Annotated in this window: 13 protein-coding genes; 7 read left to right on the top strand and 6 right to left on the bottom strand. The window is 72.8% G+C overall.

Features of this window, described 5'->3' with window-relative positions:
- Positions 1-259 precede the first annotated feature (259 nt).
- The gene (locus tag VR44_RS18570) at positions 260-1,642 is read right to left on the bottom strand and encodes an NsdA family TPR-like regulatory protein (protein WP_045948652.1); all 1,383 of its coding nucleotides are present in this window, start codon (positions 1,640-1,642) and stop codon (positions 260-262) included.
- A gap of 219 nt (positions 1,643-1,861) precedes the next feature.
- On the opposite strand from VR44_RS18570, the gene VR44_RS18565 reads away from it, so the two are divergent.
- The 4 genes from VR44_RS18565 (at position 1,862) to VR44_RS18550 (ending at position 5,789) form a co-directional block, all read left to right on the top strand.
- Complete coding sequence (locus VR44_RS18565) at positions 1,862-2,542, top strand: bifunctional DNA primase/polymerase (RefSeq protein ID WP_045948653.1); 681 nt, start codon at positions 1,862-1,864, stop codon at positions 2,540-2,542.
- A 171-nt stretch (positions 2,543-2,713) separates the two neighbouring features.
- Complete coding sequence (locus VR44_RS18560; RefSeq protein WP_045948651.1) at positions 2,714-3,550, top strand: ABC transporter ATP-binding protein; 837 nt, start codon at positions 2,714-2,716, stop codon at positions 3,548-3,550.
- On the top strand, positions 3,547-5,151 hold the full coding sequence (locus tag VR44_RS18555; protein ID WP_045948650.1) for a hypothetical protein: 1,605 nt from the start codon (positions 3,547-3,549) through the stop codon (positions 5,149-5,151). Before VR44_RS18560 ends, VR44_RS18555 begins: the two co-directional genes overlap by 4 nt.
- A 116-nt stretch (positions 5,152-5,267) precedes the next feature.
- Positions 5,268-5,789, top strand: a complete 522-nt coding sequence (locus VR44_RS18550; protein WP_045948649.1) for a hypothetical protein — start codon at positions 5,268-5,270, stop codon at positions 5,787-5,789.
- A gap of 76 nt (positions 5,790-5,865) precedes the next feature.
- Here VR44_RS18550 and VR44_RS18545 read toward each other — a convergent pair whose 3' ends face one another.
- Positions 5,866-6,279: a contact-dependent growth inhibition system immunity protein gene (locus tag VR44_RS18545; protein WP_045948648.1), complete on the bottom strand. Its 414-nt coding sequence runs from the start codon at positions 6,277-6,279 to the stop codon at positions 5,866-5,868.
- Between the two features lie 85 nt (positions 6,280-6,364).
- On the opposite strand from VR44_RS18545, the gene VR44_RS18540 reads away from it, so the two are divergent.
- Entirely contained in the window at positions 6,365-7,426 is a 1,062-nt protein-coding gene (locus tag VR44_RS18540; protein WP_045948647.1) for a hypothetical protein, read from the top strand.
- A 52-nt stretch (positions 7,427-7,478) separates the two neighbouring features.
- Positions 7,479-8,393, top strand: a complete 915-nt coding sequence (locus tag VR44_RS47310; protein ID WP_045948646.1) for a hypothetical protein — start codon at positions 7,479-7,481, stop codon at positions 8,391-8,393.
- Positions 8,394-8,451: 58 nt separating this feature from the next.
- Here the strand turns inward: VR44_RS47310 and VR44_RS18530 are convergent, their stop codons facing one another.
- The 4 genes from VR44_RS18530 to VR44_RS18515 all read right to left on the bottom strand — a co-directional run bounded on the left by VR44_RS18530 (position 8,452) and on the right by VR44_RS18515 (position 13,237).
- Complete coding sequence (locus VR44_RS18530) at positions 8,452-8,865, bottom strand: VOC family protein (protein ID WP_045948645.1); 414 nt, start codon at positions 8,863-8,865, stop codon at positions 8,452-8,454.
- Positions 8,866-8,988: 123 nt separating this feature from the next.
- The gene (locus VR44_RS18525) at positions 8,989-11,064 is read right to left on the bottom strand and encodes a DUF11 domain-containing protein (RefSeq protein ID WP_045948644.1); all 2,076 of its coding nucleotides are present in this window, start codon (positions 11,062-11,064) and stop codon (positions 8,989-8,991) included.
- 174 nt (positions 11,065-11,238) lie between these two features.
- Positions 11,239-12,204 carry an alpha/beta fold hydrolase gene (locus VR44_RS18520; protein WP_045948643.1) on the bottom strand — a complete coding sequence of 322 codons (966 nt, stop codon included), beginning with the start codon at positions 12,202-12,204 and terminating at the stop codon, positions 11,239-11,241.
- A 340-nt stretch (positions 12,205-12,544) separates the two neighbouring features.
- The gene (locus VR44_RS18515; protein ID WP_045948642.1) at positions 12,545-13,237 is read right to left on the bottom strand and encodes an iron-dependent transcriptional repressor DtxR; all 693 of its coding nucleotides are present in this window, start codon (positions 13,235-13,237) and stop codon (positions 12,545-12,547) included.
- A gap of 270 nt (positions 13,238-13,507) precedes the next feature.
- Between VR44_RS18515 and VR44_RS18510 the strand changes: the two genes are divergently transcribed.
- Entirely contained in the window at positions 13,508-14,263 is a 756-nt protein-coding gene (locus VR44_RS18510) for an SIS domain-containing protein (protein ID WP_045948641.1), read from the top strand.
- Positions 14,264-14,327 lie beyond the last annotated feature (64 nt).

Here is a 14,327-nt window from a genome sequence, read left to right as displayed (position 1 = left end):
ACCCTGCTCCTCGTACCCCTGGGACGCCTGGGACCCCTGGGACCCCTGCGGCTGCGGCGGCCCGTACGGGTCCTGCGCGGGCGGAAACCCGTACCCGGGCGCCGCCCACGGCTGCCCGGCCTGCGGCGTCCCGGGCTGGGGGACGCCCCCTTGTCCGTTCTCCGTCACCGGGACTCCTTCTCGCCTTCTCCGACGTCCGCGCTCCGTGGGGAACCCGCGCAGCCGTCGGGTCACGCTACCCGGTCACGGCGTGCCGGCGTCAGGCCACCTGAACCTCCAGCCTCGCCCCGAACTCCCGCACCGCCGGTTCCTCCCGGTACGGCTCCAGCCTCGCCCGGAAGTCGTCCAGGTACTCCGCGCCCCGCCGCGAGCGCAGCGTCCCCAGCAGTTCGGCGGCCTTCGCCGCCGTCTGGCAGGCCTGCTCCACCTCCCGCTGCTGCACCTGCGCCGCCGCCAGCAGCAGCAGGCCGATGGCCCGCCGGCGGGCCTTCGTCACGGGGAGCCCGCGCAGCGCCTCCTCCGCCCGCTTGCCCGCCGCGTCGGCCTGGCCGAGGTCGCGGTGGCAGTGCGCGAGCTCGTCCGCCAGGTAGGCCTGGTCGAAGTGGCGGATCCACACGGGGTCGTCCCCCGACTCCGGCTCGGCCCGCTCCAGCGCCGTCACCGCCCGGCCCGACAGCACCGCCGTGGAGCGGGCGTCGCCGAGCAGCGCGTGCCCCCGCGCCTCCGCCGCGTAGAACATGGCCTCCACCCTCGGCGTGACCTGCCCGCGCGTCCCCTCCTGCGCGGCCCGCGCCAGTTGCGCGATCTCTCTCGGGTTGCCCAGCTCCGCCGCGAGGTGGCTCATCGACGCGGCCAGCACGTAGCCCCCGTACGCCCGGTCCCCCGCCGCCTGGGCCAGCCGCAGCGCCTGGATGTAGTAGCGCTGGGCCAGGCCCGGCTGGCCCGTGTCCACCGCCATGTACCCGGCGAGTTCGGTGAGCCGCGCCACCGCCGCGAACAGGGCCCGCCCCACCGGCTCCCGGTAGGAGCCCCCGATCAGCCCGGAGACCACGGAGTTGAGGTAGTGCACGACCACCGGCCGCACGTGCCCGCTGCCGAAGCGGTGGTCGAGGTCGGTCAGCGCCTGGGTGGTGGCCCGTACGGCCTCCACGTCGGACATCCCGACGCGCGAGCCGCCGTTGCGGGCCACCTGCGGATCGGCCCCGGTGATCAGCCAGTCCCGGCTGGGCTCGACGAGCGCGGACGCGGCCACGCTCGACCCGGACAGGAAATCGCGGCGCCCGACGTCGCTGCGCCACAGCTCGCAGACCTGCTCGATGGCGCCGACGACGGTCGGGGAGAACTGCAGGCCGACCCCGGAGGCGAGGTTCTTGCCGTTGGCCATGCCGATCTCGTCGATGGTGACGGTCCGGCCGAGTTTGCGCCCCAGCGCCTCGGCGATGATGCCGGGTGCCCGGCCGCGCGGCTGCTGGCCGCGCAGCCAGCGGGCCACGGAGGTCTTGTCGTAGCGGAGATCGAGGCCGTGCTCGGCCCCGCACATGTTGACTCGCCGGGCGAGCCCGGCATTGGAGCACCCGGCTTCCTGGATGAGCGCCTGCAGCCGTTCGTTCGGCTGGCGGGCGACGAGAGGCCTGGCTGCCATGAAAACCCCCTGGGACGCGGGTGATCGTTGGAATGATCACTTCCCGCCTGAAGTGCGGAGAATCTTCCTCTCTGCGACGTGTCGTTACCCAACGGCCGCGCCCCGGCCTCCTACGCGCCCCCGCGCGTGCACCCGTGCGCCCCGCGTGCAGGATCGATGCACCGCCGGCCCGCGCGTTTATCCCCGTAACCCCCGGTGGCCCCGGGAGTTGTGCTGCACGTGGAAGAGACCATCGGAGTCACGGAGACCGCACCCATCCCCCAGCAGCGCGGCGAGCTACTGCTCGACCATGCCGTGCGGTACGTGGAAGAGCGGCACTGGGACGTCTTCGCCGGTACCTGGCTGGAGCCCGGCGACGGCCGGGAGCTGTGCTCCTGCGGGGTCGCCGACTGCCCGGCGCCCGGCGCGCACCCGGCGGTGAAGGACTGGCGCTCCCTGGCCTCGGGCAGCGCCGTCGGCGTGCGGAGGATCTGGGGCAAGCACCCCGGCGCGTCCATCCTGCTGCCGACGGGCCGCACCTTCGACGCCCTGGACGTGCCGGACTCCGCCGGTTTCCTCGCGCTGGCCCGGCTGGAACGCATGCAGCGCACCCTCGGCCCGGTCACCCTCACCCCCGACCACCGGATGCTGTTCTTCGTGCTGCCGGGTGCCGGGGCGAAGGTGCCGGACCTGGTGCGCAAGCTGGGCTGGCTGCCGCACGCCCTCGACCTGACCGCGCGCGGCGAGGGCGAGTACGTGGCGGCGCCGCCGACCCGCTACGGCGGCAAGGGGCCGGTGCAGTGGGCCCGCAAGCCCACGCCGGCGAACCGGTGGCTGCCGGACACCGAGGAGCTGATCGACGCCCTCGCGTACGCGTGCGGCAGCGAGGCGGCCGCGGCCCGGGGCCGCCGCAACGCGTAACGGCCGCGGGCCGCGGCCCGGAGACCGGAGGCCGCGGACCACCTCCCGCACCGCGGCGCCCGCTGACATACGTGTCCGCAAGTTCATGACATTCGTAACTGCTCCGCCCTCTCCCCCTCCTCCTATGGTGAGGAAAGTACGACCACGGGGATGAGAACGAGAGGCAGGCGCATGCCGGACCAGGGTTATGCGGCAGGCGGTAGCGGTACGGGCGGAACGGACGGCGCGCGACCCGCACCGTCCGCCGCCGCCGTGCGGATAGAAGGGCTGTGGAAGCGCTTCGGCGAGCAGGTCGCCGTCGGCGGGATCGACCTGGAGCTGCCGGCTGGCCGCTTCATCGGCCTCGTCGGCCCGAACGGCGCCGGCAAGACCACCACGCTGTCGATGGTGACGGGGCTGCTGCGCCCGGACATGGGCCGGGTGACGGTCGCCGGGCACGACGTGTGGGCCGACCCGGTCGAGGTGAAGAAGCGCATAGGGGTACTGCCCGAGGGCCTGCGCATGTTCGAGCGGCTCTCGGGCCGTGAACTCCTCGGCTACATGGGCCGCATGCGCGGAGTGTCCGGTGAGGAGACCGACAAGCGGGCCACCCAGCTGCTGGACGTCCTCGACCTCGCGGGCTCGCAGCACAAGCTGGTCGTCGACTACTCGACGGGCATGCGCAAGAAGATCGGCCTCGCGGCCGCGCTCCTCCACAACCCGGAAGTCCTCTTCCTGGACGAGCCGTTCGAGGGCGTCGACCCGGTGTCGGCGCAGACCATCCGCGGAGTGCTGGAACGTTACACCGCGTCCGGTGCCACCGTCGTCTTCTCCTCCCACGTGATGGAGCTCGTCGAGTCGCTCTGCGACTGGGTGGCCGTCATGGCGGCCGGGCAGATCCGCGCCGCCGGCCCGCTGGCCGACGTACGGGGCTCCGCGCCCTCCCTGCAGAACGCCTTCCTCGAACTCGTCGGCGCCCGCGACCACGCCGCCGGCGACTCCCTCGACTGGCTCGGCGGCGCCCGATGAGCGGCACGGCCGAGGCATCCCTCACCTCCCTCTTCGTCCGCCTGAAGCTCTCCCTCATGCGCAACGGGCTGAAGGGTTCCTCCAAGCGCAAGGCCGTCTGGATCACCAGCCTGGTGATCTCCCTGGCCTTCTCCGCGCTCGCCACCCTGGGCCTGTCCCTGCTGCACGGCCACGCCCACGCCGGCACCGTCGTCGTCCTGATGGGCGCGATCCTCGCGCTGTCGTGGACCGTGATGCCGCTGCTCTTCCCCGGTGGCGACGAGACCCTCGACCCGAGCCGGCTGGTGATGCTGCCGCTGCGCCCGCGTCCGCTCGTACGGGCCCTGCTGGCCTCCTCGCTGGTCGGGCTCGGCCCGCTGTTCACGCTCTGCCTGGCCGTCGGCTCGGTGGCCGCGGTGACGCACGGCGCGGCGGGGGTGGTGGCGGCCGTCCTCGGCGCCCCGCTCCTCCTCCTCGGCTGCGTGGCCCTGGCCCGGGCCGTGGCCACGGCGAACGTCCGCCTCCTGACCAGCCGCAAGGGCCGCGACCTGGCCCTCCTCAGCGGCCTGCTGATCGCCATCGGCGCCCAGCTGGCCAACTTCGCCGGCCAGCGCCTGTTCCAGGCGGGCGGGCTGTCGGCGCTGGAGCCGGTCGAGGCGGTCGTGCGCTGGCTGCCCCCGGCGACGGCGGTCGGCATGGTCGACTCGGCGAGCCGGGGCGCCTACGCCGAGGCCGCCGCCCAGCTCGCGCTCACCCTGGCCGCCCTGGGCCTCCTCCTCTGGTTCTGGGAGCGCAGCCTGACCGGGCTGATGGTCACCCCGGACGGCTCGACCCTCGCCGCCGCCAAGCCGGAGAAGGACCGCGGCACCAGCGGCGCCTGGTCCTTCCTCCCCGGCGGCCGCACGGGCGCGGCGATGCAGCGCACCCTGCGCTACGTGGTCCGCGACCCGAAGACCAAGTCGGCGTGGGTGTCGGCGCTGGCGATCGGCGCGATCGTCCCCGTCTTCAACGCCCTCCAGGGCACCGGCTCCGTCTACCTGGCCTGCTTCGGCGCGGGGATGCTCGGCGTCCAGATGTACAACCAGTTCGGGCAGGACACCTCCGCCTTCTGGATGGTCGCCCAGACCATCTCCTCGCCGCGCGACGCGTACGTGGAACTCCGCGCCCGCGCCGGGGCGCTGGCCCTGGTCACCGTCCCGTACACCGTCCTCGTCACCGTCGCCACGGCCGCGCTGGTCGGCGACTGGGCGCAGTTCCCGGCGGCCCTCGGGCTGGGGCTGGGCCTGCTGGGCGCGATGCTGTGCACGGGCGCGCTGGCCTCGGCGCACTTCCCGTACTCCATCCCGACGGAGGGCGCCTTCAAGAACGTCGCCCCGGGCCAGGCGGGCCTGGCCTGGCTGGGCATCTTCGGCGGCATGCTCACCTCGGCGGTGGTCAGCGCCCCGGTGATCGCCCTGGCGATCTGGGTCAGCCTGTCGGACACCCCGGGCACCCTGGCCTGGCTGACCCTCCCGGCGGGCATCGCCTGGGGCACCCTGGCCGCCTGGACGGGCCTGCGCCTGGCCTCCCCCACGGTGTCCCGCAAGCTCCCGGAAATCCTGACGGCGGTCAGCAAGGGCTGACCCCGCCCTCTCCGCCCCAGGGGGTGGCAGGCCACTGGCCTGCCACCCCCTGGGGCGTACGAATACTGGGTCGTCGGCATGGACCTGCCGCAACGCGCAGAGGCGGGAACGGGACGATGACGTCGTACGTGAGGGTGCGGTGGTATCACGAGGGCGCCGAGTACGCGGTCCTGTTCCTCAGCGGACTGGACGACGACCGCTACGAACATCTGCATCGTGGACAACACCATGGTTCGCATGCCACTCGGATTGAGGTGAGGACCGTGCATATCGTCAACGTGCAAGCAATCGAGGGAACTTCGAACGAAGTAACCTTCAGCAGTTCAATTGGGCAGGCGTGGGGCCATTGGCACGGGGACCTGCCCGCGGACGGCTCCGCCCATGTAGAGATCGATATTCCGGAACCGGTCACGACATGGCAGCCGGCCGACCGCCCGGCGGACGCGTTGGTCGGCCGTCCACGCTCTGTGGTGACAATCTGCGCCCTGGTGGAATCGGTGGATGACGACGGCGTCGTGGCGCTCCGACTGGCCTCGGACATCGTCCTGGTCGACTGGGAAGCCGTCGTCCCCCCGCCGGTTGGCGAGCGAATCATCCTTACAACCGCGACAGTGGAGTTGTATCCCTACACCGTCTGACTCGTTGTTCGACGTCCGGCAGCGAACTCGGCGCCCGTGCCCGAACCGGTGGTGACGAGAATCCATACGCGGCTGCTCAGGGGCGCGCGGCGAAGCGGGCCAGTTCCTCGGCGACACCGGACGGCAGGTCGGCGACCGCTGTCTCGGGCAGTGCGCGGATCACGGCGCGCAGCCGGGCGTCCAGGTCGGGCAGCACCGCCCAGGCGCCGGCCGGGGCCCGGACCACCGCGTGCAGCAGGTCCCCCTCGTAGAAGTAGGCGTCAAGGAGCGGCTCCTCCAGCAGTAGCCGCACGGCGAGTGGGAGGACGTACGGCAGTGCCACCTGCTGCGAGACGAGGGTGAGCAGACCAGCCGGACGGAGTTCCCTCAAGGGAACGCGCCGAAGCGCGTGCACCTTGCGCACCAGACCGGTCGCACCGTCGGCAGGAGACCCCCAGCCGGGCGGGTCCAGATCGTCGAGGGTGCGGTCGAGGTGCAGCAGGGGGTCCATGCGGCCATTGTCCGCTCAAGGCGCTGAAGCGTTCCCGCGCGGTCGGGCACGCCGGGCTGTCAGAGGCGGGGGTTAGCTTCGGGGTATGTCGATCAATGCGGAGTTGCGGGGCTCGGTGGGGCTGCCGGGTGGGGGCGCGCTCGTCAATGGGTTCGCCTTCGAGAGCCGGTGTGGCGGGGCTCGGCGGGCGTTGTTGCGGAACGGGCAGGAGCTGGAGGTGTACGACCTCGACGAGCTGCTGGGCGGGGAGCGGGCGCCGGCCGCCGTTTTTGCGTTGCCCTGGTCCGGGTGGGACCGGGGGGTGCACTCCGTGAGTCCCGACGGGGCGTTCGCCGTGTTCTCCGGGCAGCGGGCCGTGCGGGCCGTCGGAGTGGGCGGGGAGGTGCTCTGGGAGTACCGGCACGGGTGCTGGGGGCCGGAGTTGGGGCATCCGCACAGCGGGGACGAGCAGGAGGTGTGCCGGGGGTCGGAGCACGGGTCCTGCCGGGTGTCGGATGACGGGCTGTTCGTGTGGGCGCACGTCGTGCACGAGGAGCAGGAGTACTGGGTCGTGCTGGACGCCCAAGACGGGCGGGAGCTGGCCCGGCTGGCGCTGGACAGCGCGACCGCCGGCTCGCACCACGTCTCCCACCCGGACGGGATCCACATGGGGCTGTCCATCGGCATGGGCCAGGACGGCATCCTGCTGTACTGGGCGCGGTGGGACGGCGAGCGGCTGACCTCCTGGGACCTCAACGAGACCATGGACCGGATCCTGATCGACGTCCACCCGGGGCACGCGGGCTACCTCACCCTCGAGCACTACGGAGCGGACCTGCGGCTGCACGCCCTGGACGGCGACGTCCTCGCGGAGGCGGAGCCGGAGGCGGACGAGTTCGGGGACCGGCCGTGCTGGGACTACACCTGTGGCTTCGTGGACGCCGGCACCGTCATCGTCCCGGTACCGGAAGACGAGGAGTTCCCGGATCAGGCGGGGCACTGGCTGCTCGATGCCCACACCCTGGGGATACGCGGCCGGGTCGACTACCCGGACGGCGCCGTGGCCGGGTACGTCCGCCCGCTGGGCGACGGGACCTGGCTGACCTATGACGGCAGGACGGAGACGCTCAACCGGTGGGGTGCGGGTGCGGATGACGGGCAGCTGTAGCGTGGGGATCTTCGGGCGGCGTCGGCCCCCGGAGTCCTGAAGGTGGGCGGCTGTGGCTGCTGTCGGTGAGCTGGACGTCGTGTGGAGCCTGCCCGGTGAGGACGTACGGGCCGGGTGGCGGGCCCTGTCGTGGACCGCGCGGGCGGAGGGCGGGATCGCCGTCCTGCTGGTGCAGAAACGTTTCCTGGAGCGTTCTTACGGGGTGTGGCACGCGCGGGAGCGGTTCGACGGCGAGGTGGTGTTCGTCTCCGGGGGCGGGGTGGTCCAGCGACGGACCCTGGTGTTCGGGATGGACCCGTGGGTCGGCCACTTCGCCCTGCTGCCGGGCGACCGGTTCCTGCTGGTGCAGGGCCGCACGCGGCAGGGTGACGGGGGCCGCTGGGAGCCCAACGCGGTGGTGCACGGGGCCGACGGCCGCGGCGTCGAGCGCGCGTTCTGCGTGGGGGACGACATTCCGGCGCTGGTCACCGACCGGCGCGGCGGAATCTGGACCGCCTACGGCGACGAGGGCATCTACGGGCACCACCCGGAGTCCGGGGCCGGGCTGGCCGGCTGGAGCAGTAGGGGGGCTGCCACCTGGGCCCCTGCCGGGCGCCTGCCCTCCCAGCCCCTCGAAGGCCTCACCGCCGCCACGGAGCGGGATGCGGTGTGGCTGGCCTGGTACAGCCACGAGGGGACCTACCTGACCCGCATCGTCTCCGCGACCGGCGAGTTCGCCACCTTCCGCAGCCCCGAGAGGGGGATCGACGGCCTCGCCGTGCGCGGGGACCGGGCCGTCCTCACCCGCCGCGACCACGGCGAGCACACCACCACCCTGACCCGTGCCGAACTGGCCGACGGGACATGGACCGTCACGGGCCGGGAGAAGCTGCGCCTGCCCGGGCCGCTCCGGCTGCGGTGCGGGCAGGGCCGTGACGGCGTCCTGTGGCTGCGGGCAGGGGATTCCTGGGTGCGGATCGGGGTCTGAGATCCGCGCACGGGCTCGGGCGGCTCGACGCGGGTCCGGACCTCAAAATCCCCTCCTGCTACTCGGCGTACGGCTGGTCGGTCCCCTGGGCGCTGTAGCCGAGGCTCCAGATGTAGCCGTCGGGGTCGGCGAACGTGCCGCCGTAGCCGCCCCACGGCAGGGCGCCGGCGGGCTTGAGGATCTTGGCGCCGGCCTGCTCGGCCTCCGCCATGACCTCGTCGACCCGGGCCTCGCTGCGGACGACGTAGGTCAGGACCAGCCCGCTGAAGCCGCTGCCCTCCTGGTCCGTGCCCACCTGGGCGGCCAGGCCCTCACGGCCGTAGAAGCCGACGGGCGAGGCGCCGTCCGACTCGAAGAACACCGAGATGCCGAAGTCGCTGCGGACCTTCCAGCCGAGGCCCTCGGTGTAGAACCGCTTGGCCCGGTCCATGTCCCGGACGCCGAGGAGGATCGAGCTGACGTGTGCCTTCATGTCCTGCTCCTTGGGGTGTGGTCGGTGCTTTCCCTGTGAGAAGAAGGCTAGGAGCCGCCGACCACACCGTGCTTCTCGAATCCTGATCGATGCCCGTCCTGTCGGCGGGCGGCGCCGTGGGGCTCAGGGGCAGCTGATGCGGGTGTCGCCCGGGTCGGTGGTGCAGGTGTCGGTGTTGGGGCCGCCGTCGGCACGGTCGTTGCCGGAGATGCCGTCGACGGTGTCGAGGCGGTCGCTTCCGTAGTACCCGGTCAGGGTGTCGTTGCCGGGGCCGCCGATGAGGGTGTCGTCGCCGAAGCCGCCGTCGACGTTGTCGTTTCCGGGGCCGGCGTAGACGGTGTCGTTGCCGTAGCTCGCGCGGACGGTGTCGTTGCCGCTGAGGGCGCAGATGACGTCGTTGCCGTAGCCGCCGTTCAGGGTGTCGGCGCCGCTGGTGCCGATGATCGTGCAGCCGTGGGCGTTGTTGGCGGTACTGGTGGCGGTCGCCGTGTTGTTGGCGGTCGCCGGGTCGGTCTGGGTGGCGGAGGCGGTGGCCCGGTCGGAGAGGGTGCCGGTGGCGCGGGGTTCGGCCAGGAGCTTGACCGTGGTCCGGGCGCCTGGGGCGAGGGTGCCGAGGGTGCAGTTGGCGGTGGTGGCGGTGAGGGTGCAGGTGCCCTGGGCGGGGGTGGCGGACAGGAGGGTGCCGGGGCCGGTGAGGGTGTCCGTCAGGGTGACTCCGGTGGCCGCGGTGGTGGTGCTCGTGTTGGTCACCGTCACGGTGTAGGTGGCCTGGTCGCCGATGCTGACGGAGGCGGGGCCGGTCTTGGTGACGGCGAGGTCGACGCCGGGCGGGGGCGGCGGGGTGACGGCCTGGTAGCGGACGAGGCCGCGGTCGTCGCCGGTGTTGCCGGAGACGACGATCTTTCCGTCGGACTGGAGGGCGACCGCGTTGGCGGTGTCGAAGTAGCCGAAGGAGACGTCGGTGTGGACCTTGCCGCCGGTGCCGAAGCCGGTGTCCAGGGAGCCGTTGGTGTTGTACCGGGCCACGCCGAAGTCGGCCTCGCTGATGCCGGCGGCGACGATCCTGCCGTCGGTCTGGAGCGCGAGGTCGGCGGCTCCGTCCAGGGTGTTGGTGCCGAAGTCGGTGGTGACCTTGCCGTCTCCGTCGAAGCCGGTGTCCAGGCTGCCGTCGGCGCCGTTGTAGCGGGCCAGCGCGAAGTCGAAGCCGCTGCTGCCCGCCGTGACGATCTTCCCGTCCGGCTGGATCTTGACCCCGTTGGCCACGTCGGGCCCGGCGAAGGCGGTGGTGACCCTGCCGTCGCCGTCGAAGGTGGTGTCGAGGCTGCCGTTCGGGTTGTAGCGGGCGAGCGCGAAGTCGGAGTCGTTGGAGGGGTAGTTGTATCCGGCGCGGCCCGCGATGACGATCTTGTTGTCGGACTGGAGCGTCACGTCGTACGCGGTCGCGGAGCCGCCGGCGAAGCCGGTGATGACCTTGCCGTCTCCGTCGAAGCCGGTGTCCAGGCTGCCGTCGACGGCGTTGTACCGGGCCACGGCGACGTCCGTGCCGCTCGTGCCCGCGGCCACGATGGCGCCGCCGGCCTGGATCGCGATCCCGAAGGCCTCCTGCGGGCCCGCGGTGCCGAAGTCGGTGAAGGTGGAGCCGTCACCGTCGAAGCTGGTGTCGAGGCTGCCGTCGGGGTTGAAGCGGGCGACGGTGAACGAGCCGGCCGCGTCGGGTTCCGAGCTGTAGCCGGCCACGACGAGCTTCCCGTCGGACTGGACCGCCACCGCGTCGGCCACGTCGTCACCGCCGCGCAGATCGGTCTGGATCCTGCCGTCGTTGTCACCGTCCCCGTTGAAGGTGGGGTCCAGGCTGCCGTCGGGGTTGTAGCGGGCCAGCGCGAAGTCGGAGTAGCCGCCCGCCGCCGGGACGGTGGTGCCCACCGTGACGATCTTGCCGTCCGCCTGGATCACCATGCCGCGACTCTCGTCGTAGCCGCCGCCCCCGAAGTCGGTGACGACCTTGCCGTCCCCGTCGAAGGCCGGATCGAGGTCGCCCGCCGCGCCGAGTGCGGTCGCGGGCAGGGCCAGGACGAGCGCCAGCCCGGCGGCGACGGCCCCGGCGGCTCTGCGGCGCCGGGGCCTCCTGCCGCCGGAGGGGGGCTGATACGTGGAGGCGGAGGCGGAGATGGAGGCGGAGGTGAGGGGGGACCTGGACATGGAGACCCTTCGTCTGCTGCTCACCGCCGGTGTGCAGCGGGCCGGCGGCTCCCACGGGACAGGCCACAGCCTGTTGGGGCCGCCGCGGCCGGGCACGCGCGGCGGGCCGCGCTGCGCTCACTGGAGGGCCGCGATCCACCCCATCGGGTGAGCGTGAGCAGGGGTCCGGCCCCGTCATCTGGAGGCCATGCCCGCGACCCCTTCCAGGAAGGGCTCCAGTGCCGCGCGCAGGGCGGCCGGCTGGTCGTAGTGGACGTAGTGGCCGGCGTCGGGGATCTCGGCGTACTGGCCGGCCGGGAGGACGCGGACCATCTCCTGCGCCTCGGCGCGGCCCAGCTCGCCGTCCAGACCGCGGACGACGAGGGTGGGGCAGCGGACCTGGGCGAGCTCTTCCCAGTGGGCGTCGTGCACCCAGGTCTCACGGGCCGTCAGCATCTGGCGGCGGGAGAAGAGGGGCCGCCAGCCGTCCGGGGCCTGGTGCATCACCTCGGCGAAGAAGGCTCCGCGGCCGGGATCGGGACGCTCCACCCGGGGGTCGTCCTCGCCGAACCAGCGGCGGGCGGCGTCCTGCGTGGGGAAGGGCAGCGGCCAGCGGCGGAACCATTCCTCCCATTCCTGCTGCGAGGCCTCGCCGAGCGCGGAGGCGCGCATGTCGCAGATCACCAGGGCCTGGACGAGGTCGGGGCGGCGGGCGGCGAGCTGCCAGCCGGTGAGGGCGCCCATGGAGTGCCCGATGAGCACGACCGGGCCGAGGCCGAGCTGCTCGATGGCCGCCTCGGCATCGGCGACGAAGGCCTCACGGCCGAGGGAGGGCGGCGGGGCGCCGGCACCCGGGGGCGGAGCGCCGAAGCCGGTCGGGCCGCTCAGGCCCCGCAGGACGCCCGGGCCGGCCGGCCCGCCGGGTCCGCCCGGGCCGTTCGTCGCCGGATGCTCGCTCTGGCCGTGCCCGCGCTGGTCCAGGGCCACCACGCGGCGGTGCTCGCCCAGCCAGCTCGCGGTGCCGGCCCAGTGGAAGGCGCGCCCCATCAGGCCGTGCAGTAACAGGACCGCCGGTTGCCGGGGCTCGGCCGGCGGATCACGGAACTCCCAGGCGGCCAGTCGGACGCCGTCGGCTGCAGTGACATCGATGCGCTGAACCACCGAGGATGCACCCCCTTCGCTCCCGGCCAGACTATCGAACCCGTATTCGAAAACGGGCGTCTCGCCGACAACACCGCTCTTTCGAGTGACCTTGCTCAAGGATTGGCCGCCGCTGCCGATGGAGATCCTTTCAACAGGGAGGCGGGCCGCTCGGGGAAGACGGTCCGAAGGGGATGACCTTGAGAGCTCGGGGCTCCAGGTCAGCCAGGGGAGGACGGTCCCGGCGCCGCGAGGCGCCGGGACCACTCGTCTTCAGGGAACTGCGACAGGTCGAGTACGACAGGGCGGCACGTGCGGCCCGGATGCGCGCGACGCGGTCGCCGCGGGGCCGCGGCCCGCGTCAGCGCTTGGCGACGAACACGTGCGAGGCGATGTCCGAGTCCAGTTCGGCGGCCTCGCCCCCGCTGCCCACCAGCACCCCGCCCGGGGACTCCGTCACGCTCACCACCGAGCCGGGCTGCACGCCCGCGCGCCGCAGCGTGTACATCAGCTGGGCGTCCGTCTGGATCGGCTCGCCGATCCGCCGGACGACCACCGTCTTGCCCTCGCTGCCCGGGTCCAGGTCGGACAGGCTGACCATGCCGTCCTCGATGAACGGGTCGGCCTCGGCCTTCTCGCCGAGCTCCTCCAGGCCCGGGATCGGGTTCCCGTACGGGGACTCGGTCGGGTGGCGCAGCAGCTCCAGGACGCGCCGCTCCACCGCCTCGCTCATCACGTGCTCCCAGCGGCAGGCCTCGGCGTGCACCTGCTCCCACTCCAGGCCGATGACGTCGACGAGCAGGCACTCCGCGAGACGGTGCTTGCGCATCACGCGCGTCGCCAGCTTGCGGCCCTCGTCGGTCAGCTCCAGGTGCCGGTCGCTGGCGACCGCCACCAGGCCGTCGCGCTCCATGCGCGCCACCGTCTGGCTCACCGTGGGCCCGCTCTGGTCCAGCCGCTCGGCGATCCGGGCGCGCATGGGGACCACGCCTTCCTCTTCCAGCTCGAGGATGGTGCGGAGATACATCTCCGTGGTATCGATCAGTCCGGACATTCGTGCCCCTCGGATTGCGTGCGCTGGCCCTGTCCCCAATTCTGACGCATCGGGCCGACAACCGTCCCGCGCCTGACGTCAAGGCCCGTACGGGACATCTGCCGGGAGGCCGGGCGCGCAGCCCGGGAGGTCCGGTGCGCAGGGCTTCCGCTTCGGGACCGACGCCGGATTGACGCCCGTATTGACACGTCCTTGGTCCAGACCGCACGGTGAGCGGCGGACCACCGACGACGCATCCACCGCACCCCACCCTGGAAGGGCCTACGGCGTATGAGCGAGAGCAAGCTGGCCGGGCAGTTCTTCGACGCCGCCATCGGCCTGCTGGAGCGGGTGCGCGACGAGGAGGGCTCACGGATCGCCGCGGCCGGAACCGTGATCGCCGAGGCCGTCGCGGCGGGGAACCGGCTGTTCGCCTTCGGCGCCGGGCACTCCTCGCTGCCCGCGCAGGACGTGGTCTACCGGGCCGGCGGGCTGGCCCTGATGAACTTCCTCGCGGTACCGGGCACGGCCGGCGTGGACGTCATGCCGGCCACGCTGGGCAGCGCGCTGGAGCGGGTCGACGGGCTCGCGGGTGCGGTCCTGGACAGCAGCCCGGCCTCCGCGGGGGATGTGCTGGTCGTCATCTCGCTCTCCGGGCGCAATGCACTGCCGGTCGAGATGGCGATGAACGCGAGGGCGCTGGGGCTGAAGGTGATCGGCGTGACGTCGGTGGCCTACGCGACGGAGACGAAGTCCCGGCACGTGTCGGGGACCTTCCTGAAGGACCACTGCGACATCGTCCTCGACAGCAAGATCGCGGTCGGCGACGCGGAGCTGACGGCGGACGGCATCGACGCGCCGTTCGCTCCCGCGTCGACGGTGGTGACGAGCGCGATCATGCAGGCGGTGATGGCGGCGGCGGCCGGGGAGCTGGCCGCTCGGGGGGTGGAGCCGCCGTTGCTGCGGTCGGGGAACGTCGACGGTGGGCACGAGTGGAACGGGCGGGTCATGCGGGAGTACGGGGACCGGATCTTCTTCCGGCACTGACGGCGCCGCCGCCGCTTCCCTGCGGGGCGGGGCTGGGGGGCCGCTGCGCGGGGCCTTCTCCCCG

It is taken from the genome of Streptomyces katrae (assembly GCF_000966975.1).
GTDB classification, from domain to species: Bacteria; Actinomycetota; Actinomycetes; order Streptomycetales; family Streptomycetaceae; genus Streptomyces; species Streptomyces katrae.
The sequence above is the reverse complement of the archived record's forward strand: the minus strand, read 5'-3'. Positions and strand labels throughout refer to the sequence as shown.